22 protein-coding genes are annotated in these 21,900 nt (G+C 42.4%); 10 read left to right on the forward strand and 12 right to left on the reverse strand.

The window, feature by feature from the left end:
- Nucleotides 1-70: 70 nt before the first annotated feature.
- Nucleotides 71-463: a bacillithiol system redox-active protein YtxJ gene (gene ytxJ / locus ACLI09_RS15160; RefSeq protein ID WP_411420485.1), complete on the reverse strand. Its 393-nt coding sequence runs from the start codon at nucleotides 461-463 to the stop codon at nucleotides 71-73.
- 128 nt (nucleotides 464-591) lie between these two features.
- Between ytxJ and clpB the strand changes: the two genes are divergently transcribed.
- Complete coding sequence (gene clpB, locus ACLI09_RS15165; RefSeq protein WP_411420486.1) at nucleotides 592-3,201, forward strand: ATP-dependent chaperone ClpB; 2,610 nt, start codon at nucleotides 592-594, stop codon at nucleotides 3,199-3,201.
- Nucleotides 3,202-3,329: 128 nt separating this feature from the next.
- Here clpB and ACLI09_RS15170 read toward each other — a convergent pair whose 3' ends face one another.
- The gene (locus ACLI09_RS15170; protein WP_411420487.1) at nucleotides 3,330-3,566 is read right to left on the reverse strand and encodes an LPXTG cell wall anchor domain-containing protein; all 237 of its coding nucleotides are present in this window, start codon (nucleotides 3,564-3,566) and stop codon (nucleotides 3,330-3,332) included.
- Nucleotides 3,567-3,825: 259 nt separating this feature from the next.
- Here ACLI09_RS15170 and ACLI09_RS15175 point away from each other — a divergent pair, with 259 nt between their 5' ends.
- A complete protein-coding gene (locus ACLI09_RS15175) occupies nucleotides 3,826-4,026 on the forward strand; it encodes a hypothetical protein (RefSeq protein WP_411420488.1) in 201 nt (66 codons plus the stop codon).
- Between the two features lie 63 nt (nucleotides 4,027-4,089).
- On the opposite strand, the gene ACLI09_RS15180 is transcribed toward ACLI09_RS15175, so the two are convergent.
- The 3 genes from ACLI09_RS15180 to ACLI09_RS15190 form a co-directional block, all read right to left on the reverse strand.
- Nucleotides 4,090-4,860, reverse strand: a complete 771-nt coding sequence (locus ACLI09_RS15180) for a sensor histidine kinase (RefSeq protein ID WP_411420489.1) — start codon at nucleotides 4,858-4,860, stop codon at nucleotides 4,090-4,092.
- 1 nt (nucleotide 4,861) lies between these two features.
- A complete protein-coding gene (locus tag ACLI09_RS15185) occupies nucleotides 4,862-5,245 on the reverse strand; it encodes a hypothetical protein (protein ID WP_411420490.1) in 384 nt (127 codons plus the stop codon).
- 274 nt (nucleotides 5,246-5,519) lie between these two features.
- Nucleotides 5,520-6,032, reverse strand: coding sequence for a hypothetical protein (locus ACLI09_RS15190; protein ID WP_411420491.1), 513 nt, complete (start codon nucleotides 6,030-6,032; stop codon nucleotides 5,520-5,522).
- Nucleotides 6,033-6,292: 260 nt separating this feature from the next.
- Between ACLI09_RS15190 and ACLI09_RS15195 the strand changes: the two genes are divergently transcribed.
- Together ACLI09_RS15195 and ACLI09_RS15200 are read left to right on the forward strand one after the other, a co-directional pair.
- Nucleotides 6,293-7,168 carry a carbon-nitrogen hydrolase gene (locus ACLI09_RS15195; RefSeq protein WP_411420492.1) on the forward strand — a complete coding sequence of 292 codons (876 nt, stop codon included), beginning with the start codon at nucleotides 6,293-6,295 and terminating at the stop codon, nucleotides 7,166-7,168.
- Between the two features lie 97 nt (nucleotides 7,169-7,265).
- The gene (locus ACLI09_RS15200; protein WP_411420493.1) at nucleotides 7,266-8,336 is read left to right on the forward strand and encodes an agmatine/peptidylarginine deiminase; all 1,071 of its coding nucleotides are present in this window, start codon (nucleotides 7,266-7,268) and stop codon (nucleotides 8,334-8,336) included.
- 110 nt (nucleotides 8,337-8,446) lie between these two features.
- Here ACLI09_RS15200 and trxA read toward each other — a convergent pair whose 3' ends face one another.
- Nucleotides 8,447-8,749, reverse strand: coding sequence for a thioredoxin (gene trxA, locus ACLI09_RS15205; protein ID WP_411420494.1), 303 nt, complete (start codon nucleotides 8,747-8,749; stop codon nucleotides 8,447-8,449).
- A gap of 185 nt (nucleotides 8,750-8,934) precedes the next feature.
- Between trxA and ACLI09_RS15210 the strand changes: the two genes are divergently transcribed.
- Entirely contained in the window at nucleotides 8,935-10,518 is a 1,584-nt protein-coding gene (locus ACLI09_RS15210) for a L,D-transpeptidase family protein (protein ID WP_411420495.1), read from the forward strand.
- Nucleotides 10,519-10,579: 61 nt separating this feature from the next.
- Here ACLI09_RS15210 and ACLI09_RS15215 read toward each other — a convergent pair whose 3' ends face one another.
- The gene (locus ACLI09_RS15215; RefSeq protein ID WP_411420496.1) at nucleotides 10,580-11,260 is read right to left on the reverse strand and encodes a hypothetical protein; all 681 of its coding nucleotides are present in this window, start codon (nucleotides 11,258-11,260) and stop codon (nucleotides 10,580-10,582) included.
- Nucleotides 11,261-11,280: 20 nt separating this feature from the next.
- Nucleotides 11,281-11,796, reverse strand: coding sequence for a hypothetical protein (locus ACLI09_RS15220; protein WP_411420497.1), 516 nt, complete (start codon nucleotides 11,794-11,796; stop codon nucleotides 11,281-11,283).
- A gap of 212 nt (nucleotides 11,797-12,008) precedes the next feature.
- On the opposite strand from ACLI09_RS15220, the gene gcvT reads away from it, so the two are divergent.
- Nucleotides 12,009-13,091: a glycine cleavage system aminomethyltransferase GcvT gene (gcvT, locus tag ACLI09_RS15225; RefSeq protein ID WP_411420498.1), complete on the forward strand. Its 1,083-nt coding sequence runs from the start codon at nucleotides 12,009-12,011 to the stop codon at nucleotides 13,089-13,091.
- Between the two features lie 124 nt (nucleotides 13,092-13,215).
- Nucleotides 13,216-15,252, forward strand: a complete 2,037-nt coding sequence (locus ACLI09_RS15230; RefSeq protein WP_411420499.1) for a S41 family peptidase — start codon at nucleotides 13,216-13,218, stop codon at nucleotides 15,250-15,252.
- 230 nt (nucleotides 15,253-15,482) lie between these two features.
- Here ACLI09_RS15230 and ACLI09_RS15235 read toward each other — a convergent pair whose 3' ends face one another.
- Genes ACLI09_RS15235 through ACLI09_RS15245 form a run of 3 tightly spaced genes read right to left on the reverse strand, consistent with a single transcriptional unit; the run spans nucleotide 15,483 to nucleotide 17,624 of the window.
- Nucleotides 15,483-16,541 (reverse strand): DUF4097 family beta strand repeat-containing protein, encoded by a 1,059-nt coding sequence (locus ACLI09_RS15235; protein ID WP_411420500.1) that lies wholly within the window; start codon nucleotides 16,539-16,541, stop codon nucleotides 15,483-15,485.
- Nucleotides 16,525-17,073: a hypothetical protein gene (locus ACLI09_RS15240; RefSeq protein ID WP_411420501.1), complete on the reverse strand. Its 549-nt coding sequence runs from the start codon at nucleotides 17,071-17,073 to the stop codon at nucleotides 16,525-16,527. Before ACLI09_RS15240 ends, ACLI09_RS15235 begins: the two co-directional genes overlap by 17 nt.
- Nucleotides 17,070-17,624 carry an RNA polymerase sigma factor gene (locus tag ACLI09_RS15245; protein WP_411420502.1) on the reverse strand — a complete coding sequence of 185 codons (555 nt, stop codon included), beginning with the start codon at nucleotides 17,622-17,624 and terminating at the stop codon, nucleotides 17,070-17,072. The genes ACLI09_RS15240 and ACLI09_RS15245 overlap by 4 nt, the downstream gene beginning before the upstream one ends.
- Nucleotides 17,625-17,803: 179 nt before the next feature.
- Here ACLI09_RS15245 and ACLI09_RS15250 point away from each other — a divergent pair, with 179 nt between their 5' ends.
- Nucleotides 17,804-18,298 carry a DUF6646 family protein gene (locus tag ACLI09_RS15250; RefSeq protein WP_411420503.1) on the forward strand — a complete coding sequence of 165 codons (495 nt, stop codon included), beginning with the start codon at nucleotides 17,804-17,806 and terminating at the stop codon, nucleotides 18,296-18,298.
- 126 nt (nucleotides 18,299-18,424) lie between these two features.
- Here ACLI09_RS15250 and ACLI09_RS15255 read toward each other — a convergent pair whose 3' ends face one another.
- Nucleotides 18,425-19,135 (reverse strand): YebC/PmpR family DNA-binding transcriptional regulator, encoded by a 711-nt coding sequence (locus ACLI09_RS15255; RefSeq protein ID WP_411420504.1) that lies wholly within the window; start codon nucleotides 19,133-19,135, stop codon nucleotides 18,425-18,427.
- Nucleotides 19,136-19,373: 238 nt separating this feature from the next.
- Here ACLI09_RS15255 and ACLI09_RS15260 point away from each other — a divergent pair, with 238 nt between their 5' ends.
- Both ACLI09_RS15260 and ACLI09_RS15265 read left to right on the forward strand, forming a co-directional pair.
- Nucleotides 19,374-19,733, forward strand: coding sequence for a BlaI/MecI/CopY family transcriptional regulator (locus ACLI09_RS15260; RefSeq protein WP_411420505.1), 360 nt, complete (start codon nucleotides 19,374-19,376; stop codon nucleotides 19,731-19,733).
- A gap of 1 nt (nucleotide 19,734) precedes the next feature.
- Nucleotides 19,735-21,789: a M56 family metallopeptidase gene (locus ACLI09_RS15265; RefSeq protein ID WP_411420506.1), complete on the forward strand. Its 2,055-nt coding sequence runs from the start codon at nucleotides 19,735-19,737 to the stop codon at nucleotides 21,787-21,789.
- Nucleotides 21,790-21,900 lie beyond the last annotated feature (111 nt).

Below are 21,900 nucleotides of genomic sequence, written 5' to 3' on the forward strand. Positions count from 1 at the left end.
TCTCTATCTTTCTAAATTTAACTGTACAGGTCTGGTATTATCGCAAGTTACAAGGCTAAATTTCCCGTAACTAAATCTTCCCTTTCACTACCCCCGCATCAATTTCGCCGTGCGATTCATCATAAACCGACTGCCCCTTCTTAATAACCAGCACCTGCGGGCTCTGGTGTACCACATTAAAGCGGCTGGCTATTTCGCTGCTTATATCGCGGTGCTCAAGAAGGTCGAGAAAGTAAGGCTTCGCCTCCCCTTCTCCGATGCTGTACTCATTTTCGAAGTTTTTTAATGCCATACGGCTCACAGGGCAGCGGGTACTGTGCTTAAATATTATAACAGGGGTATCGGCAGACTCGGCTACAAGGGTATCCAACTGTTTTAGTTCTGTTAAATCATTCCACGCTATCGCACTATCTGTTGTATCTTTACTGTCAGAGTTACCGAATATTTTACCAAAAACGCCCATATATTGAATATTTAAGACAATTTGTCTGCTCTGAGTACTTAATTCGCAACACATACAGCCATTTCGTCAGATTTTACTTATTGGAATAATACTTGACTATCACATACCAAATTTAATGAAATTAGGATATGAACTTTGCCAATTTTACCATAAAATCTCAGGAAGCCATACAGCGTGCACAGCAGATTGCCCAAAGCTATGGCCACCAGCAAATAGAGAACGAGCACATTGTAAAAGCCATCCTTGAGGTGGATGAAAATGTAACGCCGTTCCTGCTGAAAAAACTCAACATTAACCTGCCCCTGTTTACCCAGGTGCTTGATGCTACCATACAAAGCTTCCCTAAAGTGCAGGGCGGCGAAATGGGTATTTCGCGCGATGCGTCAACAGCATTAAATGAAGCCAGCAATATTGCCCGCAAAATGAACGATGAATTTGTGAGCATAGAGCATTTATTGCTCGCCATATTTGCGTCGCGCAGCAAGGTAGCCCAGATTTTAAAAGACCAGGGCGTTACCGAAAAAGGGCTTAAGTCCGCGATTGATGAGCTTCGCAAAGGTGAGCGCGTAACCAGCGCAAGTGCCGAGGAAACATACAATTCGCTTAACAAATATGCCAAGAACCTTAACCAGTTGGCTAACGACGGCAAGCTCGACCCGGTTATAGGGCGCGATGAAGAAATTCGACGTGTGTTGCAGATACTAAGCCGCCGTACTAAGAACAACCCTATGCTTGTGGGCGAGCCCGGTGTGGGTAAAACCGCTATTGCCGAGGGACTAGCACACCGCATTATACAGGGAGACGTGCCTGAAAACCTTAAGAATAAAGTGGTGTATTCGCTGGATATGGGCGCGCTGATAGCCGGTGCTAAATATAAAGGTGAATTTGAGGAAAGGCTGAAATCGGTAGTGAAGGAAGTTACCTCAGCCGAAGGCGATATCGTACTGTTTATTGATGAAATACATACCCTTGTGGGAGCCGGCGGTGGCGATGGTGCCATGGATGCCGCAAATATACTAAAACCTGCCCTGGCCCGTGGGGAACTTCGTGCCATAGGCGCAACAACGCTTGACGAGTACCAAAAGTATTTTGAGAAAGACAAAGCGCTTGAGAGACGTTTCCAGAAAGTTTTAGTAGACGAGCCGGATACCGAAAGTGCAATATCAATCCTGCGCGGTATTAAAGAAAAATATGAGGCCCACCACCAGGTGCGTATTAAAGACGAAGCCATAATTGCAGCCGTAGAGCTGAGCCAACGCTATATTACGAACCGTTTCCTTCCGGATAAGGCGATTGACCTTATGGACGAAGCGGCCAGTAAACTACGCATGGAGATTAACTCAAAGCCGGAAGAACTGGATGTGCTTGACCGTAAAATAATGCAGCTTGAAATTGAGATTGAAGCCATTAAACGCGAAAATGACGAAAGCAAGCTGAAATCTCTGGGCATGGAACTCGCCAACCTAAAGGAAGAGCGCAACGAGATATATGCCCGCTGGAAAAGCGAGAAAGATGTAGTAGACAACATTCAGGCAGCAAAAACCGATATTGAAAACTTTAAGCTGGAAGCCGAAAAAGCAGAGCGCGAAGGTAATTACGGCAAGGTAGCGGAGCTGCGCTACGGCAAAATAAAAGATATTGAGGAGCAACTTATTGCCCTGGAGCAACAACTTGCCGAAACCCAGAAAGGCCAAACCCTTATTAAGGAGGAAGTGACCCGAGAGGATATTGCAGAAGTTGTAGCAAAATGGACCGGTATACCGGTAACCAAAATGCTGCAGGGCGAGCGTGAAAAACTCCTTAAGCTGGAAGACGAACTGCACAAACGTGTGGTAGGCCAGGAAGAAGCCATAGAGGCTGTAAGCGATGCCGTGCGCCGCAGCCGTGCCGGGCTACAGGACCAGAAAAAGCCTATAGGGTCGTTCCTGTTCCTGGGTACTACGGGTGTGGGTAAGACTGAATTGGCGAAAGCCCTTGCCAGTTACCTGTTTGACGACGAGAATGCCATGACGCGTATAGACATGAGCGAATACCAGGAACGACACAGTGTGAGCCGCCTTGTGGGTGCGCCTCCGGGATATGTGGGGTATGATGAGGGCGGGCAGCTTACTGAGGCGGTGCGCCGCAAGCCCTACAGTGTGGTGCTGCTTGACGAGATTGAGAAGGCCCACCCTGATACCTTCAACATTTTGCTACAAGTGCTTGACGAAGGCCGCCTTACCGACAACAAAGGGCGTGTAGCCGACTTTAAGAACACTATAATAATCATGACCAGCAATATGGGCAGCAGCATTATACAGGAAAAGTTTGAAACCTATAAAGGTGACATATACAACGCCATAGAAGCTGCTAAAGTTGAAGTCCTTGGCCTGCTGAAACAAACCGTAAGGCCGGAGTTCATAAACCGTATAGACGATATCGTGATGTTTACACCGCTTAGCGCCGATAATATCCGCGAAATTGTAGGTTTACAAATTAAGGGTGTTACCAAACTTCTTGCCCAGCAAAACATTACGCTGGATGCCACCCCGGAAGCTATTGACTACTTAGCGAAGAAAGGTTACGATCCTGACTTTGGCGCCCGCCCTGTAAAACGCGTGGTACAAAAAGAGGTTATGAACCAGCTAAGTAAAGAGATCCTAAGCGGCAGGGTCACTACAGACAGTATCATACTGCTGGATAGTTTTGACGGGCAGCTTGTGTTCCGCAACCAAACGGATTTGGCACATAATGACTGAACAAATTTTTTGAATACAAACGAAGGAGCCATCCGGTAAGGGTGGCTTTTTAAAACAGAAACGGGGTTACTCATTAAAAGAGTAACCCCGTTTTCATTTTAAAGGCAATCGTTTATCCAGCGGGGCTGTTAGCTTTTATAATCGTAGTATTGGCGTATGGTCATCATGCCTTTGTAATGCTGTTTTCTTTTGAGGCTTATTAAAAATGCGAGCCCACCTGCAAGTAACCCGCCTACAAGCGTTATAAATAGGCCGTTGATAAGAAATGCGCTAAAGGCCGTACTATTAAAACTGAAATTATTTGTTGCAAAATATATACCGGTTACCACGATAATCAATGCTAAGAGGATGTATACTACTTTCATAAGAATACTTTTTAAAAGTGGGACTTCATTTGTATCGCATCAAATTTCAGGAATTAAAATATTAGTTTATAGAACTTTATGACTAAATAACTTTTTATTAAGAAATATTTTGACGGTATTTTCTTTCAAAAAATATTAATACTTAAAAATTCGCCACATTGTTACAGAAGTAATACTGCTGCTGTTAATGTTTTATCAAAATAAAAAAACATTTGACAAATAAAACAGAACTTTACATCAACACTAATAATATTAAATTATGAACCTGAAAAGAATTTTTGGCACCGTACTTACCATATTGGGCATTATTGGGCTTATTTATGCCGCTTACACATTTGTGAATACCAGCACCGGAGAACAGAGCGTAAAGGTTATAGCAATATACGGCATTATAGGACTTATATTTTTTATTGCCGGCATTGGACTTGTAAAGCGTACCCGCGACGACTCCAGGGTGTAACGGCACTCTCAATACAAAAAAGGGATGGCTCCGCGCCATCCCTTTTTTGCATAAGTATATATTTTATTTGGCAGATAAAGTAATTGTAGTGCCTTCACCCGGCGCACTCTTTATCAATGCATCAAGCCCTATTATAGCGGCACGGCTTACAAGGTTATCAAGCCCCATTCCCGTTGCGCCTTTTTGTATCGTATCATAGTCAAACCCCCTACCATTATCGCTAACCGACAATTTAAACTTTGGAGTGTCTGATATTGCAACTGTAACAACGGTAGCTCCTGAGTGCTTTAAGATGTTGTTAATACTTTCCTGGAATACACGGTATATTACAATCTGTGCCTTGGCATCAAGCGACTTTACCTCATCATCCTCACTGGTACATACTACCTTTATCCTGCCTGCCTGCATAAGGCGTTCTGCCTCGCCTTTTATGGCTTTAACAAGATTTTGTTTTACCATGAGCTGGCTGTTAAGCGAGTGGCTTGCCCGCCTTATCGACTGGGATAGCAATGTAACCGAGTGGCTAACCGGCTCCAGCGTTTCTTCCAGTTCGGGTTGTTCCAGTTTAAGGTTTTCAACTAAAAACCGTATGTAGGTAAGCTGCTGGCCGGCGTCGTCATGCAGTTCTTCCGAAATATCGTTTAGTACCTGGTCCTGTGTTTCAAGTATTGTGGTGGTGAGCGTTTTTTCAAAGGCCAGGTCTTTTTCATAAATAAGCCTGGTATAGGTTTTTATCTTATTTATATACAGCTTTATAACCAATACACAAAAAAGTATAATAAGGCTTATAAAAAGTAAGCCTACAAAAATACCATATGCTATATTAGTTTGCAATTTACGTTCTTTTTTCTCTGTAAATATATAAATTGATCAGGCTATAGTAAAAAATACTGGTAAAATGGGAAATAAAATCATATAAATCGACACCGAAAACCTTTGTATCTAAAAGTTTTGAACTATTAAATCCAAACCCTATACCTAAACCTAAAAAAAGTAGGATTGGCGAAAACAATAATATAAAAACGTTTGATGAAAAAAAAGGAAAATTTTCTTTTTGAAGTTCATAAAAACTTTCGGTAATAAAAAGGACAAGGTATATAAAGGCGCCAACCACCATTAGGTAATTATTAAAATCATACAGCAAAGACGACTGAAACAGATTTGTTACCACAGCGAAAAGAATATAAAAAACACCCAATACCTTAGTAAGCAGCTTCATATTCATATTTCTATATAAAATAAATAACCATATAATATTATGAATAGGAATACTAAAATTATACACAAGGTTTATCCCGATATTAAAGTCAATGCATTTAAAAACAGCACATAAAATCTCTGTAAATACCATAATAATAAGAATACTTAATAACAGCCTATTATTTTTATCCTTCTTATTAAGCGACCACAATGCATAAAAAAAAGTAACAAATAGATAATATGTTACCGGCTTTATATTAATAAAGAAGCTGGCTGCATTTATATACATATAATTAAGGCTTTCCCGGAGGATTATTCGTAAAATCAAAATAGGCATCTGTAATACCTTCAATGCAAAAAACAATCACATTTTTTCCATTTATTCTACCCTCGGTAAATTTTAGGCTTGAGTTTACGCTAACACCGGCAAATTTCAACGGCAGACCCTTAAAAAAACAAATTGAATAATTATGCCCATTAAAATTAAATGGTGCCAGAGTATTTGTTATAGCATGCGTACTTCCATTTACTGAAAAAACATAATATTTAGCAAAAGTACAATTTTCACCCAAAAACGTACTTAACGGGAACGTTGTGCTTTTTGGCACATTTGTGCCCCAATAAGAACTTAGCGCGTTATTATACTCCGCTTTTGTAATCATATGATTCTTTACCAGGGATTTAAGCAATTCATTATTATTGCAAATCTCTTCGGTTTTAGTTATTAGCCATGCTAATTGGTTTTGCGGACTTTGCAATTTAATAGGTTCAAAGTAGTCCTCTGGGATTGGTGTAGTTTCACTCATAAACTTAATTAATTAAAAAGGTTGGTAGAAGATTAAAAAATACTCGGTTTTAAAATTAAGAGAAATTTCTAAATTTTAAAAAACAAATATAAGCGTTTTCCTAATAATTAAAATGTAAATTTTGATTTAATTATTAGGAAAACAATACCTAAAGAAATCCCTTTTTGCAGAAGAATTTTAACCAAACCCTAACAGCGTAGTTTTAAGTAAATGCCAATCTTTTTGCGTAAATTTGCACCTCAAATTTTTATGTATATACCATGGGTAAAGTAAAGATAGGGCTTGTGCAAATGAGCTGTGTTGCCGAAAAGCAGCCCAATATTGATAAAGCAATACGCGAAATTCGCAATGCAGCCGCTAAGGGCGCTCAGATTGTTTGCCTTCAGGAACTTTTTACATCACTGTATTTTTGTGATGTAGAAGATTATGAAAACTTTAAGCTGGCCGAAGCCATTCCCGGCCCTTCTACCGCTACACTTTCTGAAGTGGCAAAGGAGCTTAATGTGGTAATTATTGCATCGCTGTTTGAAAAACGTGCCGAAGGCCTGTACCATAACACTACAGCGGTTATTGATGCCGATGGTACTTACCTGGGCAAATACCGCAAAATGCACATACCGGACGACCCTGCTTTTTACGAGAAATTTTACTTTACACCCGGCGACCTGGGTTATAAAACCTTCCAGACCAAGTATGCAAAAATAGGTGTGCTTATCTGCTGGGACCAGTGGTACCCAGAGGCCAGCCGTATTACTGCGCTTATGGGCGCAGAAATCATGTTCTACCCTACCGCTATAGGCTGGGCAACATCTCAGGATGAAGATACCAATAAAGAGCAGTACGACGCCTGGCAAACCATACAGCGCAGCCATGCCGTGGCAAATGGCGTACACGTGGTAAGCGTAAACCGTGTGGGCTTTGAGCAGGACGGCGCCATGAAATTCTGGGGCGGAAGCTTTGTGGCTAACCCGCAGGGCAGGCTGCTTTATCTGGGCTCTCACGACAACGAAGAAACAACCGTGGTAGAGGTTGATACAAAAGACTCTGACCATTACCGCACGCACTGGCCGTTCCTCCGCGACCGCAGGATAGACAGTTACCAGCCAATAACAAAGAGGTATCTTGACGAGGATTAATTAGTTTAAGGTTTAAAGTTTAAGGTCGCCTATCTGCTCTTCATTGCGAGCGGAGGAACGTAGCGCGGCCATCTACTTACACGATTAAATAAAATAAATGTCACAATTCCAAAATATAGAAACTCCAAAAAAACTGGGTTTCCACTTCCCCGCAGAATTCGCCCCGCAACGTGCGCTATGGCTATCATGGCCGCATAAGGAAGCCTCATGGCCGGGCAAACTGCATACCATTTACAAGCCGTATTGCGAGTTTATACTACAGGTAAGCCGCCACCAGCAAGTGTGCATAAATGTGGCCAATGAAGAGATGAAGAATTTCGCCCTGGCGGAACTACACCTGTATGCAACGCTGGTTAAAGGCGCAATTTTAGAGAATGTAAGCTTCTACTTCCACCCTACTAACGATGCCTGGTGCCGCGATCATGGCCCCGCATTTTTGGTAAATAAGCAAACGGGCGAAAAAGCTATTGTAGACTGGGGCTACAACGCATGGGGAGGCAAATACCCTCCATATGACCTGGATGATGTTATCCCTACCCGTATAGGCGAAGCCCTTGGATTAAAAGTATTTAATCCGGGTATTGTGATGGAAGGGGGCAGCGTGGAGTTTAACGGTAAGGGCACATTGCTTACTACTACGGCATGCCTACTGAACGAGAACCGCAACCCACACCTTAACCAGGCACAAATAGAAGAATATTTATCGGAATATTATGGTGTAGACCACATTCTTTGGCTGGGCGATGGCATTGTAGGCGACGATACTGACGGGCATATTGACGATATAACGCGTTTTGTAAACGAAGATACCGTGGTTACCGTTGTAGAAGAAAACAAGAACGACGAGAACTACCACCTGCTACAGGAAAACCTCGAACTGCTTAAAAAAATGCGCCTTCAGGATGGTAAGCAGGTTAATATAATAGAGCTGCCCATGCCAAAGGCCGTTAGCTGGGAAGACCAGAGGCTGCCTGCATCATACGCTAACTTCTATATTGCAAATGAAAGCGTTATTGTACCTACCTTTCGCGACGATGCTAACGATAAAAAAGCGCTTGACATCCTTACCGGTTGCTTTGCCGGCCGCGAAGTTATAGGCATAGACAGTACCGACCTTATCTGGGGCCTTGGCAGCTTTCATTGCCTTAGCCAGCAGGAGCCTTTGTAACGATTTCAGATTTCAGAAGGTAGATTTTAGATTTAACATCACTCATAGTAATTTTTGATTTTAGATTACACTTTAGTACATCCGAGTGAAGTTCAATCTAAAATCTGAAATCATAAATCTGAAATTATTTTCAATAGCTCCTCCTTCGGTACTACCCCACTTTGTTTCCAGAGCATTTTACCTTTCTTAAAAAGCATAAGTGTAGGCACTCCCCTAACCTGAAACTGCGGTGTATTCATTAACGCCTGGTTTTTATCTACGTCTACTTTTACAATGGTAATGCTTTCACCCAGTTCAGCTTTTACATCACTTAATATAGGTGCCATAACTTTACACGGGCCGCACCACGTTGCAAAAAAGTCGACAAGTACCGGTTTATCACTGTTTATAAGCGTTTGAAAAGTCTTCATCATTAATATATTTTTCCTGAAAGTTACCTCATGAAACCTTTTTTGCCAACTGCTTTAACAGAGTTTTAAAAATGCTGTGTAACGTTAATAAATACTTGGCAATTAGTACTAAATATGCGTTAAACAACTAATGCGGGTGCCATACATTTATAAAAATGTTCCTACATTTATTCCATTAAAACAACTTTATGAAAAAGATAAAAATATTTATCGCGTCAGTATGCATGGTGGCCGTTGCACTTACTTCATGTAAGGGTAATAAAGACGGCGATGTAAGCTCAGATACTGAAACGCACGAACACAGCGAAAAAATGATACCGCTGGACACTACACAGTTTGCTTCGTTTTACAAGCAATATCCCGAGTTTAAACAGTATAGCGGCGAAATAGCCGAGCTGTATAAAAAGCACACGCACTACATCTGGCACGAAAAACGCGGCCTTATAGAATTTGCTGAAGTACTGTACAACAGGATAAACCAGCTGGATGACGAAGGTCTTTCAAAAAACATACCGTACAAAAAAACGCTTGATGAAGTGTTTGAAGATTCGGGCCGTGGCGAGCGCCCTAATGTGCAAACCGAACTGCTAATATCATCTATGTATTTTTATTGGGCAAATAAAACAATTGACGGGCTGCCGGCATCTAAAAGCCGTGAAACAGGCTGGTTCTTGCCACGCGAAAATATGGATCTTGTAGCCTACCTCGATACGCTGATGAAAGACCCGCAGAAGGTAAAAGGCGATAAAGAAGAAGTATTCAGCCAGTATTTTGCACTTAAAAAAGGATTAGCTAAATACCGTGAGATACAAAGCAAAGGCGGCTGGAAAACCATTGAACTACCCGAAGGTACTAAAGTGCTGCAGGAAGGCGACAACAATGCTGCCGTGGCACAGCTGCGCGCGCGCCTTGCGGCAGAAGGTTACCTGAAATCTGACAACAAAAGCACCGAATTTGACAAGGCCCTGGCAGATGCAGTATCTGACTATGAAGAAAAACATTTCAGGAAATATGACGGTAAAGTGGGGCCTGCAATACTGGGCGAACTTAACGTAGCGGTTGCAGAACGCATAAAAACCATTACGGTTAATATGGAACGCTGCCGCTGGATACCTTCCCGCCTTAATACACAAAAAGAATATATAGCGGTTAATATACCCTCTTACAGGTTACGCTATGTGCGCGATGGTGAAATAGAGTTGATATCTAATGTTGTAGTAGGCAAAGAACTTAATAAAACTGTGGTATTTACCGGTAACATGAGCTATATAGCATTTGCTCCCTACTGGAACATTCCGCAAAGCATAGTAGAAAAAGAGATACAACCGGGCATTGCAAAAAACAGCAACTACCTGGCGAGCCATAACATGGAGTATTACGACAATGGACGCATACGCCAAAAACCGGGCGGGGAAAACTCGCTGGGTAAAGTAAAGTTTATGTTTCCTAACTCTAACAATATTTACCTGCACGACACCCCTGCCAAGAGCCTTTTTAATAAAGACGACCGCGCGTTTAGCCATGGATGTGTGCGTGTGGAAAAAGCCCGTGAACTTGCTATATTGATAACCGGAAAAGACGGTGGATGGGATGAGAACAAGGTTGATGAGGCGATGAACTCTGACAAAGAAAACACCTATTCGCTAAAGAAAAAGATACCTGTATACATTACCTATTTTACCGCCTGGGCGGATGAAAACGGCAATGTTGCCTTTTTTGAAGACATTTATAGCCGCGACGTGAGTTTAGAGCATCTGCTTTACAAAGAGTAAAACATATTAATATTTTTTTACCACGAATACACCTAATAATAACGAATTCAAATTTGTGAAATTAGTGTAATTCGTGGCTATTTTTATTTAATTCCCCATCCTTTGTAATGCTGTTTTCATAATTAAATCCCCACATGTATGAGATTTTCCAAGAGCCATTTTCTTTTACGGCACTAAACGGGTAACTATAGTCTTCTACCGTGGGCAGCTCTTCGCCAAAGTAATAAAAAAAATCGCCTGACTCTTCATCTATATCTTTAATACCAACTTTTACATTATTCCAGTCGCCGGGATCGTCCTGACACATGCACCACGGATTTACATCATTATCGAAAATAAATGTAGGGAGTTCATATACATTCCATGCATCAAATTCCCCTGATTTAATTTTGCTGTCAAGCGTTCTAATAATGCTATCATAATTACTGATAAACTCATCTGCAAAAAATCCTGTAGCTTTAAGGTTTTTAAGGTTTTGGTGGTGTTTATCAAAATCAAAACCTGTGCATATACTGTCTTTTACTACAACAGGCAGCAGGTTAATACTTTGTTCAGATTCTGACCAATACATGGTTTTACCGATAAGCCGTGCGAGTTCCTCCTTTACTGCCGCATCATCATCTGCAGCCATTGTTGTATCAGCCGAAAGTTTCTCCACCCCAGATGTAGCCTCTACTGTTTTCTCATCTTTACAGGAAGAAAAAAAGCCAATTATCAAAAAGGCTAAAAGTAATTGTTTCATAATCGGTTGGTTAAAAAAGATTACTCCTTTTCCAGCACCACCTCAACGGGCTTATTCATTTTACGGCCAAATTTTGCCGCGGCCTGCTGGCTTTCGTTGCTGCACAAAATATACATATTGTAGCTGTGTAAGGGTACAATAACGGTTTTAAACTTGCCGCCATTTTCAGCGCCGTCTACATCCTCCACCTTAACGCTAAAGCTGTCGGCGGGAAACTGTTTGCTAACCGAAAGGAGGTAGGTATCTTTCGCAAATGGGAAATACCAGCGCTCATTGCCCGTTAATTGTGTACCCTCAGGTAATGCTTTGTTATCGGCACCTATAGGGTAATTACGGGTAAATTTCATGGGTTGGTTGGCCTTTTTCCAGCTGTACACGTTGTTCACGTTTATTACCTCGCGGCCCAGGCTGTCCACTATGGTTATTTTCAGGTTTTTTATGTTCTCTTTTTTGCCGGTTTCGTGTACTTCTAAAACTACGTATGACGTAAAATCGTACCCGCAGTGCATAGCGGTTTGCTGGGCTTTCGCACCCAAACTGAGTAAGCTAATAAGAATAAAAAGATACCGCATAACCGTGTAAAATTGAGCGCCTGTGGCACTAAGCAAATGTATAAAAATTTTAGCGCGGCAGGGTTTCCCGCGGCAAATTATAACAATTGACAATAAAATAGTAATACCTTAAAACAGCCTCCCTTTGTTGTGATTTTTTCAATAAATTAGCGCTTTTAAATTTTATTATAAAATAAATGAAAAATACAGCGCTTACGCACATTCACGAATCACTGGGTGCCAAGATGGTACCGTTTGCGGGCTACAATATGCCGGTACAATACGAAGGGGTAACTGCAGAACACGAAACCGTGCGCAACGGTGTGGGCGTTTTTGACGTTTCGCACATGGGCGAGTTTTTACTGAGCGGCCCTAATGCCCTTGCCCTGATACAAAAAGTTACCAGTAATGATGCGTCTGTACTAACCATAGGCCGCGCGCAATACTCGTGCCTGCCTAATGCTGATGGAGGTATTGTAGACGACCTTATTGTATATAAAATTAAAGATGAGCAGTACCTGCTGGTTGTAAACGCCAGCAATATAGAGAAGGACTGGGCCTGGATTTCATCGCACAACGACCTGGGTGTAGACATGAAAAACCTGAGCGACGATTACTCGCTGCTTGCCATACAGGGCCCTATGGCTATGGAGGCCATGCAGCCGCTTACGTCAATAGATCTCGCCGCCATTAAATACTATCATTTTGAAGTGGCCGATTTTGCAGGCATTGAGCATGTAATTATTTCTGCAACAGGCTATACCGGCAGTGGCGGTTTTGAAATATATGCCAAAAACAGCGAGATAGAGCAAATCTGGAACAAGGTGTTTAAAGCCGGAGCCGCTTATGGTATCAAGCCAATAGGCCTTGCAGCGCGTGATACCTTACGCCTTGAAATGGGCTTTTGCCTGTACGGCAACGACATTAACGATACCACATCGCCACTTGAAGCCGGCCTGGGCTGGATTACAAAATTCACTAAGGAGTTTACCAACAGCGAAGCGCTTAAACTGCAAAAAGAAACCGGCGTTACCCGTAAGCTGGTAGGCTTTGAACTTACAGAGCGTGGCATCCCCCGCCATGATTATGAAATAGTTGACGCGCAGGGCACAGTAATAGGTGTGGTAACATCGGGTACTATGGCGCCGTCGCTTAACAAAGGTATTGGCCTTGGGTATGTGCCAACGGCTTTTGCTGCTGAAGGAAGCGAGATTTTTATCCGCATCCGTAAAAATGATGTGCCTGCTACCGTGGTAAAACTGCCTTTTTATAAAAAATAGATAGAAACATCATAACGTGAAGCCGCAAATCGTATTAATTTGCGGCTTTTTCGTTTAAAAGACAGTACCGCGTAAAATTTTTTTAGTTAATTTTAGTTACATTTACTATTGTAACCTTTCAACTATGAAAAAACTGTGCGCCTTACTATTCGTCCTTACATCCTTGCTGAATGCACAGGATAATGAAAAGGCGTGCAAAACCTTTTCCCGCGTTAGCGAGATGCTGCAGCAAAACCACTTTAAGCCTAAGAAAGTTGATGACAGCCTATCGGTATTTGTTTTTAACCAGGTGGTTGACGGACTGGACGATAACCATGTGCTTTTTACCGCTACAGAGTTTGACAAGCTCGCGGTGCACAAAAACCAGATAGACGATTATATCAATAAAAAAGACTGCGCGTTTTTCACTGATTTTATAAGCGTGTACCGCACCGCGCTGGAACGTAACAAAAAATTTATTGAGGAAATAAGCGCCGAAAAGCTTACCTATACTACTACAGATACCATGCGGTATTCTAAAGGGGCCTATCCGTATTTAAAAGAGCCGGAGCGCATTAAAAAATACCTCCGCAAAAAAATAACGCTGGATATACTGGAAGACATAGCCGAACTGAGCAAGAATAAAGATTCGCTTACTAAGCAGCTTCCCGCGTTGTTTGAAACCAGTAAGCAAAAAATAACAAGCACCTACCTGTGCCGTGCAGACAACCTGCTCTCCCCCGCCGATGGGTTTGAGAATGCTGTATACGGCAAATTCTACAATGCTTTCTGCACCTATTTCGACCCGCACAGTGCCTATTTTAACTATAACGAAAAAGCCTCTTTTGTATCTACTATATCCTCTCAAAATTATTCTCTTGGGCTTTATGTGAACCAGGAGGACGATGAGCAAATGGTGGTGGAGGAAGTGGTGCCCGGCGGCCCGGCATTTAAGTCGGAAAAAATAGAAAAGGGCGACAAAATTATAAAGCTAACCGCTAACAAGCAGGAATATATTATATCATGCGCATCTATGGATGCGGTGACTAATATTGTAAACAGCGACAGCTATCGCGATGTGGCGCTAACCCTGCGCAAGCAGGACGGCAGCCTTTATACGGTTACACTTACTAAAGAAAAGATGCGTGATGACGACAACGCCGTGTACAGCTATGTATTGGGCGAAGGCACCGAAAAAACAGGGTACATAAAAATACCCAGCTTTTATTCGGGCTACGAAGACGGCAAGCGCGCCGGTATGGCCGAAGATGTGGCCGCCGAAGTTAAAAAACTAAAAGAGCAAAAAATTACCGGCCTTATTATCGACCTGCAATACAACGGCGGCGGCTCTATGGATGAAGCGGTGCGCATGGCCGGTATGTTTATAAACTTTGGGCCCATAAGCATCCTTACCGATAAGCAGATGAAATACAACACCCTGCGCGATTACAACCGCGGCATGCTGTATGATGGCCCTATGGTGGTGCTTGTAAACGGGCTTACGGCTTCGGCAAGCGAGTTTTTTGCCGGGGTAATGCAGGACTATAACCGCGCCGTAATTGTGGGCAGCCCTACCCTGGGCAAAGCCTCTATGCAAACTATAATGCCACTGGATGAAAAAGAGCAAAGCGATTTTATAAAAATCACTGTAGACCGTTTTTATAGGGTAAACGGGAAAAGCAGCCAGTATACAGGCATTATACCTGATGTAAAACTGCCCATGCTGTTTAGCGACATTATGCCCAGGGAAAGCAAGATGGCCAATGCCCTGCTTAATGATACTATTGATGTAAAACTGCGTTACAGCAAGCTCCCGGTACTGCCTATAAAAAACGCGGTATCGCAAAGCGAGGGGCGTATAAAGGCAAATGCGTCCTTTACCGCTATAAACAGTCTTAACCAGCGCGTTAATGTATTGTATAATGCCGACAAAAAGCCCCTGCCCATAACATTTAGCAATGTATTTGATGACGTGCACAGTACCGATAGCCTCTACAAAGATGTAAAGGATGTAATGGATACCGAAAGCACTTTAGGCGTATCGGGTACGTATAATGCACTGGGTACTGACGAATATGTAAAAACAGTAAACGAATATAAGATTAAAAACATAAAGCGCGACCCTTATATACTGGAAGGCATGAAGATATTACTGGACCTTTCGGCAGGAAAAGACAGGTAATAATACGCACCCCGTAGCAGGCAAAAAAGCCTTCCCGCTAAAAGCGAAGAAGGCCCCGTTAACAAATACAAAACGTACTATAGTAAACTGCTGAAATGCTCCCCTGTGCCGATATGTGTAAGACCCTACCACTTGGTCTTCATTAAAAGATTATATGTTGAAAAGCAAAGGTTTCGATTTTTTGTTTTCGCTAAAAAGAAATCGCTGTGGCAATTTAAGAGATAAATGGCTTAGGGGTGATTCCTGTTTATTTTAATGTCTCCGTATTCAGATTTTACATATACCTTACAAGCGCCGCTGCCTGTATTGCTGCTGCCTTTATAATGTGCCGAAGAATCTTTATCTGATTTTTCGGAAAACTTGAGGTTTTCCTGCCCTGAGAGACTACCATAATCAAGCTCAAACTCAAAAGTAAACCGTGCGGCATCGGCAAATGCGAGTTTTGTGGTACCATAAGTACTGTTAACCACTACACTCCTTGCCGATGCAGCTATTTCCTTTACAGTCACATCGCCGTATTCTGTTTTTATGTTGAGCAGGTCGTCAACGTGGCCTACTTTAAGGGCGGTATAATCGGCTCTTACATTTACCTTATCTGCGTTGCCTATGGTAAGCTCGCTATAGTCAAGGCCCATATTTACATCGCCGGCATTATCTATGGTTACCTCAGAATAATCGGCACTGGCGGTAAGCATGCCTAATTTTACAATATAAATACCGCTGTATTGCATCTTTATTTTGGCCGCTTTTATATACCCTATCCTCGATGCATCACAGTACTGTAAATTTATGGTATTGTTTTCGGCATTTGCCTCATCAATAGTAAGGCTACCGTACTGGCAGTCTATGTTCATGCCACCGTTTATCCTGCCCAGCTTTATGCCGCCATACTGGTTGCCTACGCCCAGAGTACCGTTCCTGGGGATTTTTATGGTATAGTTAATTTCCATATTAATATTCATCCCACGGAAATTGCCTATTTTAGTAAACGCTTTTACAAGCTCTCTGGTTGCCTCAAATTCTACATCAAGGCTGTTAAACCTTTTCAGCACATTGTCTTCGTTATTGCCGCTTACGGTTATTACAACTTCAATTTCGGTACGGTCTTCATCCCAGGGGGTTATAACAATATTACCATATTTATTACCCACCTGTAGCCCGGCGTTGTTGTTTACCGTATATGACTTAGATATTTTCCGCTCTTTTATATATTTCCCTTTAGGTATGCCCGCAGTTGCCAGCGTAGGCATCAAGAGCAGTATAATTAAGTAGTTAACTATTATTTTCATGGTAGTTATTTTTAATTTTTTTGATGTTTTCAATTTGTGTCAATACGTCTTCCAGGAATGATATCCGTGTTTGCAGGTTGGTTATCATCGCATGGATTATCTTTTTGTTTTCGCCTTTTTTCATAAGTTCGTCTTCCAGACGGGCGTAGTCTTTATCCAGCTCATCCATACGCTGCAGGGCATCGTGCACCAGCGTCTTGGTTTCCGGGCTGTTTTCTTTTTGTACTTTGGCCAGCTCCTTGTTTATAACCATGGTAAAGTACTGCTGCGCCTCCCGGTTTTTCGGAGACAGCTTGTTTGCCGCCAGGCCGTTTTCCATACCATTATTGTATACAGTAACAAAGCCTATCATCATAATAACCACTGCCGCCACAGAAGCCGCTATACCCATAAACCCAAACTTCTTTTTCTTTTTACCGTCAAGGCGGTCCATAAAGCGGTTGTGGTGCCCCAATGCAGGTTCTGCGGTATCCCACTGTCCGTTAAATCCTTCAAACAAACCGTCTAAACGGTCTTTTTCCTCTTCTGTCATAGTCCTTTCAGTTTTTTTAGCAGGCTTTCTTTTGCCCGGCTTATCGTTGTGCGGCAATTGCCCGCGGTAATATTAAGTATTTCGCAAATTTCCTCCTGGTCATAACCTTCTATATACAGCAGGGTAAGTATAAGGCGGTAACTCTCTTTAAGGCTTTGTATTGCGGCGCCTACCTGTTGCAGCTGCAGCTGCTGAAAATCTATTTTTACCTCTTCCAGGTACCCATCGTCCTCAACCTTATATAAAACATCGTCCAGCGGGTCTGCAGCCGCGCGGTTAATCTTCTTATAACTGTCAAGGCTGTGGTTAAGCACAATCTTTTTTAACCAGGCCCCAAACGTAACCTCACCCTTAAAAGATGCAATTTTTGTAAAAGCCTTTAAAAAAGCTTCCTGCATTACATCTTCGGCCCAGTGGCTATCTTTTACTATGCGCAGTGCCGTGTTGTACATGGGCTTATAATAGCGGTTATACACCTCAAACTGGGCATTGCGGTTGCCCTCCCTGCACAGGGCAACTAAGTGGTCGATATTCTGGTTGGGTTCAGCCAATGCGTTGTAACTTGGTTTTTATATAATGACTGCCGCTTTTGTGATATGTTACAGTTATAGTATAAAAATTATTTCCTAAAGTTAACATTTTCCCATATATGTAACCCGGATATGGCAGTATAGAACAGATTGCAGTATCTTTACTGTAAGAAAAACAATCTTAATTAACTATAGGAAACATGAAAAAACTACTACTTATTGCCGGCCTTCTTGCAGCTAACTTTGCAGGTGCACAGGCTTTTACAGGAAAAGGGGACGCAAAATTAAATATAGGCGCTAACATCCAGGACCATGCAACAGGCATCACCGCCACGGCGGATTTTGGCATTGGGCCTAACCTCTCTTATGGCTTTTCAGCCACTTACCTGTTAGGTACAGATGATATATTAGGCGAGAAAGCCGAATTTGGCGACAGGGCCGATATTAAAGCCCGGATTAATGCCAACATAGGCAACGTAATAGGCATTAGCGAGAAGTTTGACGTTTACCCCGGCCTTGACCTGGGCCTGCGTAACTTTGGCGGGCACGTAGGGGCACGCTACTTCTTTACCGACGGGTTTGGTTTATATACCGAAGCTGGTTTTCCTATCGCTAAGTACGACAGCGATGTTGTAGGGTTTGACCATTACAACAACCAGTTTGTATGGCAAATAGGTGCTTCGTTTAATTTCTAGACGCTACTATATATATAAACAATAAAGCCATCTTTACGGATGGCTTTATTGTTTATATATAATACATTTCATTCAGATTATTAACCATGAGTAGAGCTCAATTCTTAATTCTAAAATCTAAAATGATTACTCCTCCATAGTATGGTATACGTTCATCACGTCGTCATCCTCTTCTATTTTCTCCAGTAGCTTTTCTACATCGGCTACTTCGGCCTCGGTAAGTTTTTTAGTAACCTGCGGAATCCTTTCAAAGCCTGAGGAAAGTATTTCTATACCCCTATTTTCAAGTTCCTTCTGGATGGCACCAAAGCTGCCGAAAGGCCCGTACATCAATATACCGTCTTCATCGGCAAAGATTTCCTCTACGCCAAAGTCAATCATTTCCAGCTCCAGCTCATCTACATCCTGGCCTTCAGCGGGTATGCGGAAATTGCAGGTATGGTCAAACATAAACTCTACCGAACCCTGTGTGCCCAGGGCGCCGTTGCACTTATTAAAATAACTGCGTATGTTAGCCACCGTGCGGTTGTTATTATCAGTGGCGGTTTCTATAAGTATGGCAATGCCGTGCGGCGCGTAGCCTTCAAAAAGTACTTCTTTAAAGTTAGCGGTATCTTTGTCCGATGCTTTTTTAATAGCACGCTCTACATTATCCTTAGGCATGTTTGCCGCTTTGGCATTTTGTATTACCGCGCGCAGCCTTGAGTTGGTCTCGGCGTTAGGCCCGCCTTCCTTTACGGCCATTACAATATCCTTGCCTATGCGTGTAAACGTTTTGGCCATGGCCGACCAACGCTTCATTTTCCGTGCTTTCCTGAATTCAAACGCTCTTCCCATTGCTAATTGTATATATTTTGGATGCACAAAAATAGGATTATTCGTTTGTTTTTGCAAAAACAAATACTAACTGATTTTTTTGCCCGTTGCAGTAAGATAAACAAGTGGTTATAATACCATCTGAAAAAAATTATAAACACCGCACAATAAAAAAACGGCAATTACAGTTATTTAACTATAAAAATAGTTGGTAAACTAAAAAAATAGTTTTAGCTTTGAAATACTAAATAAAACGGAGATGCAAAAGTTGACAAATAAAGAGGAAGAAGTAATGCACATATTATGGAAGCTGGAAAAAGCTTTTGTAAAAGATGTGCTGGCAGAAGTTAAAGACGACAAGCCACATTATAATACCTACAGCACAATTATACGCAACCTTGAGGACAAGGGCTATGTAGGCCATACCGCCTTTGGCAATACCCACCAGTACTTCCCTGTAATAACTAAGGAAGAGTACCGCACCGGCTTTATGAGCAACGCGATTGAAAATTACTTTGGCAACTCATACAAAAGCATGGTATCATTCTTTGCCCGCGAAGAAAAAATAAGCGCCGAAGAGCTCCGTGAAATACTCGACATGATAGAAAAAAGGAAATAATATGGATACGTTACTACTGTATGCACTAAAGTCTTCTGCCTTGCTGGCGCTATTTTACCTGGCGTACCAGCTGCTCAAAAAGGAAACTTTTTTTAACGCAAACCGGGTGTTCCTGCTTATGGGCCTTATAAGCGCTACCCTGCTACCGCTTGCTGTGTTTACTAAAACAATCTGGGTAACCCCCCGGCCGCAACAGCCGCTTAGTAATGCCGATATGGCACTACTTATGGCCGCTATGAAAAACAAGTCCGCGCAACCTGATTTTCAGCTAAACTGGCTGTATATAGTACTCGGTATATATGTGGCAGGTATGCTGTTCTTTGGCATAAAACTTTTGGCAGACATTTACAAAGTCCGCGCCATGGTAAAGGGAAAAAATCTTGTCCGCCAGGAGCGCTACAAGCTGGTAGACTCACATGATGTGGAAGCGCCATTTTCATTCTTTAACTATATTGTTTATAATTCTAACGCCCTGCAACCGCAGGAGCTGGAAAGCATTATAAGCCACGAAAAGGTGCACAGCCGCCAGAAGCATTCGGTAGACATGCTTGCTGCACAGGCCTACTGCATACTCTTTTGGTTTAACCCTGTTGCCTGGCTGTACCGCAAGGCCATCTCGCAAAACCTGGAGTTTATTGCCGATGCCGAAGCTGCCATACAGGTAACCGACCGTACTGCCTACCAGAAAACCATGCTGCGCCTATCGGTACAGCCACAACAAATTGCAATCATCAATCACTTTTATCAATCATTAATCAAAAAACGAATCGTTATGCTGAACAAACAAAGATCGCATCGGCGCAACTCATGGAAGTTTGCCGTAGTGCTGCCCCTGCTGGCCGCCTTTATGATGGCCTTTCAGGTAAAAACCGTGGCCCGCGAAAAAACAGGCACAAAAACAATTACCCAAACGGGGGATGCAAAAGCAAAAGAGGTGGAAACGCTGGAAATTACTAAAGACACCGGAGATGACATCCTTAAAAAATACCAGGATGAACTATCGGCCCACGGTGCCGAGGCAAGCTTTACTAACGTAAACCGCAATGAGCAGGGTGAAATAACGGGCATACGTATTGAGGTAAAAGGTAACGATATAAACCGCCTGTATGATATAGACGGTACCGAGCCAATAACTACCATTTACATTACCGTTGTAAAACAAAGCGATGCCATTAAAGAGATACATATTAGCCCATCAGCGCCAAAAACCAGCAAATATCTTAGCGACTCCGGCGATTACCTGACAAGAGGCGATACCGTAATTGTAACGAAAAGAAAGGTAATAACAAGCCCTGCCTCACCGCTCACGCCGTTAGATCCGCTGGCGCCGTTAAGTGCTGCCGCACCCCCTGCTAAAATGGGTTACAGCAGTGGTAACGGGCAAAACATAGCCATGAACACTAGTGACAATACCCTTATAGTTGTTAACGGTGTAAAACAGCAGAAAGGCGAGCCCGTATACATTCCGCATGGCCAGGACATAAGCGCTGTAAACGTTATTAAAGGCAAAGATGCTAAAAAGAAATACGGCAAAGAGGCTAAAGACGGTGCCATAGAAATAACTACAGCCGGGCCTCAAAACGGCCATGTTATGGTAGTGAGGCCCGACAAAGCGTTTACTTTTGAATATGATGCACCTATGGTAACAGAAAACAGCTTTAGCTGGAGCACCGGTGAAATGCCCGACTTTGATTTTGAAATTAACGCCGATAATATCCGCGCGACTATGGATATGGTATTGAAAAATAAAATGGAAATAGATATGCAGATGGATACAGACCAAAATATTATTATGCTGGATGCCAATGCCGATGCTATGACAAAAGCAGGAAAAATACTTGAGGAAAATGCAAAGAGGCTGCAAAGCCTGAAGTCGCGGGAAGATATGGAACAAGCAAGGGAAGAAATAAAAAAGGCACGTGCAGATATGATGAGGGCCCGCGATGAAATAATGAAAGAGCACCAGCAAATAATAAAAGAACATCAGCAAATACTTAAGGAGCACGAAAAAGCAACGCAAAAGGCTAAAGCGGCAAAGGCAACACGCAAAGCATAATTTAATTTATTAGGAGTTAGTTAAACCAATAAATAACAATTATTTATGAAAGAAGGCAGTACATATAATGCTGCCTTTTCTTAAATTTGTGGTATACCAAAAACGGATTTT

This window comes from Flavobacterium sp. RHBU_24 (genome assembly GCF_046613695.1).
In the GTDB taxonomy this organism is placed as follows: Bacteria; Bacteroidota; Bacteroidia; order Flavobacteriales; family Flavobacteriaceae; genus Flavobacterium.

Excerpts from the sequence above, each read along its gene's own strand:
- ytxJ (WP_411420485.1), bottom strand. The coding sequence starts at position 463 with ATGGGCGTTTTTGGTAAAATATTCGGTAACTCTGACAGTAAAGATACA.
- clpB (WP_411420486.1), top strand. The coding sequence starts at position 592 with ATGAACTTTGCCAATTTTACCATAAAATCTCAGGAAGCCATACAGCGT.
- ACLI09_RS15170 (WP_411420487.1), bottom strand. The coding sequence starts at position 3,566 with ATGAAAGTAGTATACATCCTCTTAGCATTGATTATCGTGGTAACCGGT.
- ACLI09_RS15175 (WP_411420488.1), top strand. The coding sequence starts at position 3,826 with ATGAACCTGAAAAGAATTTTTGGCACCGTACTTACCATATTGGGCATT.
- ACLI09_RS15185 (WP_411420490.1), bottom strand. The coding sequence starts at position 5,245 with ATGAAGCTGCTTACTAAGGTATTGGGTGTTTTTTATATTCTTTTCGCT.
- ACLI09_RS15190 (WP_411420491.1), bottom strand. The coding sequence starts at position 6,032 with ATGAGTGAAACTACACCAATCCCAGAGGACTACTTTGAACCTATTAAA.
- ACLI09_RS15195 (WP_411420492.1), top strand. The coding sequence starts at position 6,293 with ATGGGTAAAGTAAAGATAGGGCTTGTGCAAATGAGCTGTGTTGCCGAA.
- ACLI09_RS15200 (WP_411420493.1), top strand. The coding sequence starts at position 7,266 with ATGTCACAATTCCAAAATATAGAAACTCCAAAAAAACTGGGTTTCCAC.
- trxA (WP_411420494.1), bottom strand. The coding sequence starts at position 8,749 with ATGATGAAGACTTTTCAAACGCTTATAAACAGTGATAAACCGGTACTT.
- ACLI09_RS15210 (WP_411420495.1), top strand. The coding sequence starts at position 8,935 with ATGAAAAAGATAAAAATATTTATCGCGTCAGTATGCATGGTGGCCGTT.
- ACLI09_RS15215 (WP_411420496.1), bottom strand. The coding sequence starts at position 11,260 with ATGAAACAATTACTTTTAGCCTTTTTGATAATTGGCTTTTTTTCTTCC.
- gcvT (WP_411420498.1), top strand. The coding sequence starts at position 12,009 with ATGAAAAATACAGCGCTTACGCACATTCACGAATCACTGGGTGCCAAG.
- ACLI09_RS15230 (WP_411420499.1), top strand. The coding sequence starts at position 13,216 with ATGAAAAAACTGTGCGCCTTACTATTCGTCCTTACATCCTTGCTGAAT.
- ACLI09_RS15235 (WP_411420500.1), bottom strand. The coding sequence starts at position 16,541 with ATGAAAATAATAGTTAACTACTTAATTATACTGCTCTTGATGCCTACG.
- ACLI09_RS15240 (WP_411420501.1), bottom strand. The coding sequence starts at position 17,073 with ATGACAGAAGAGGAAAAAGACCGTTTAGACGGTTTGTTTGAAGGATTT.
- ACLI09_RS15250 (WP_411420503.1), top strand. The coding sequence starts at position 17,804 with ATGAAAAAACTACTACTTATTGCCGGCCTTCTTGCAGCTAACTTTGCA.
- ACLI09_RS15255 (WP_411420504.1), bottom strand. The coding sequence starts at position 19,135 with ATGGGAAGAGCGTTTGAATTCAGGAAAGCACGGAAAATGAAGCGTTGG.
- ACLI09_RS15260 (WP_411420505.1), top strand. The coding sequence starts at position 19,374 with ATGCAAAAGTTGACAAATAAAGAGGAAGAAGTAATGCACATATTATGG.
- ACLI09_RS15265 (WP_411420506.1), top strand. The coding sequence starts at position 19,735 with ATGGATACGTTACTACTGTATGCACTAAAGTCTTCTGCCTTGCTGGCG.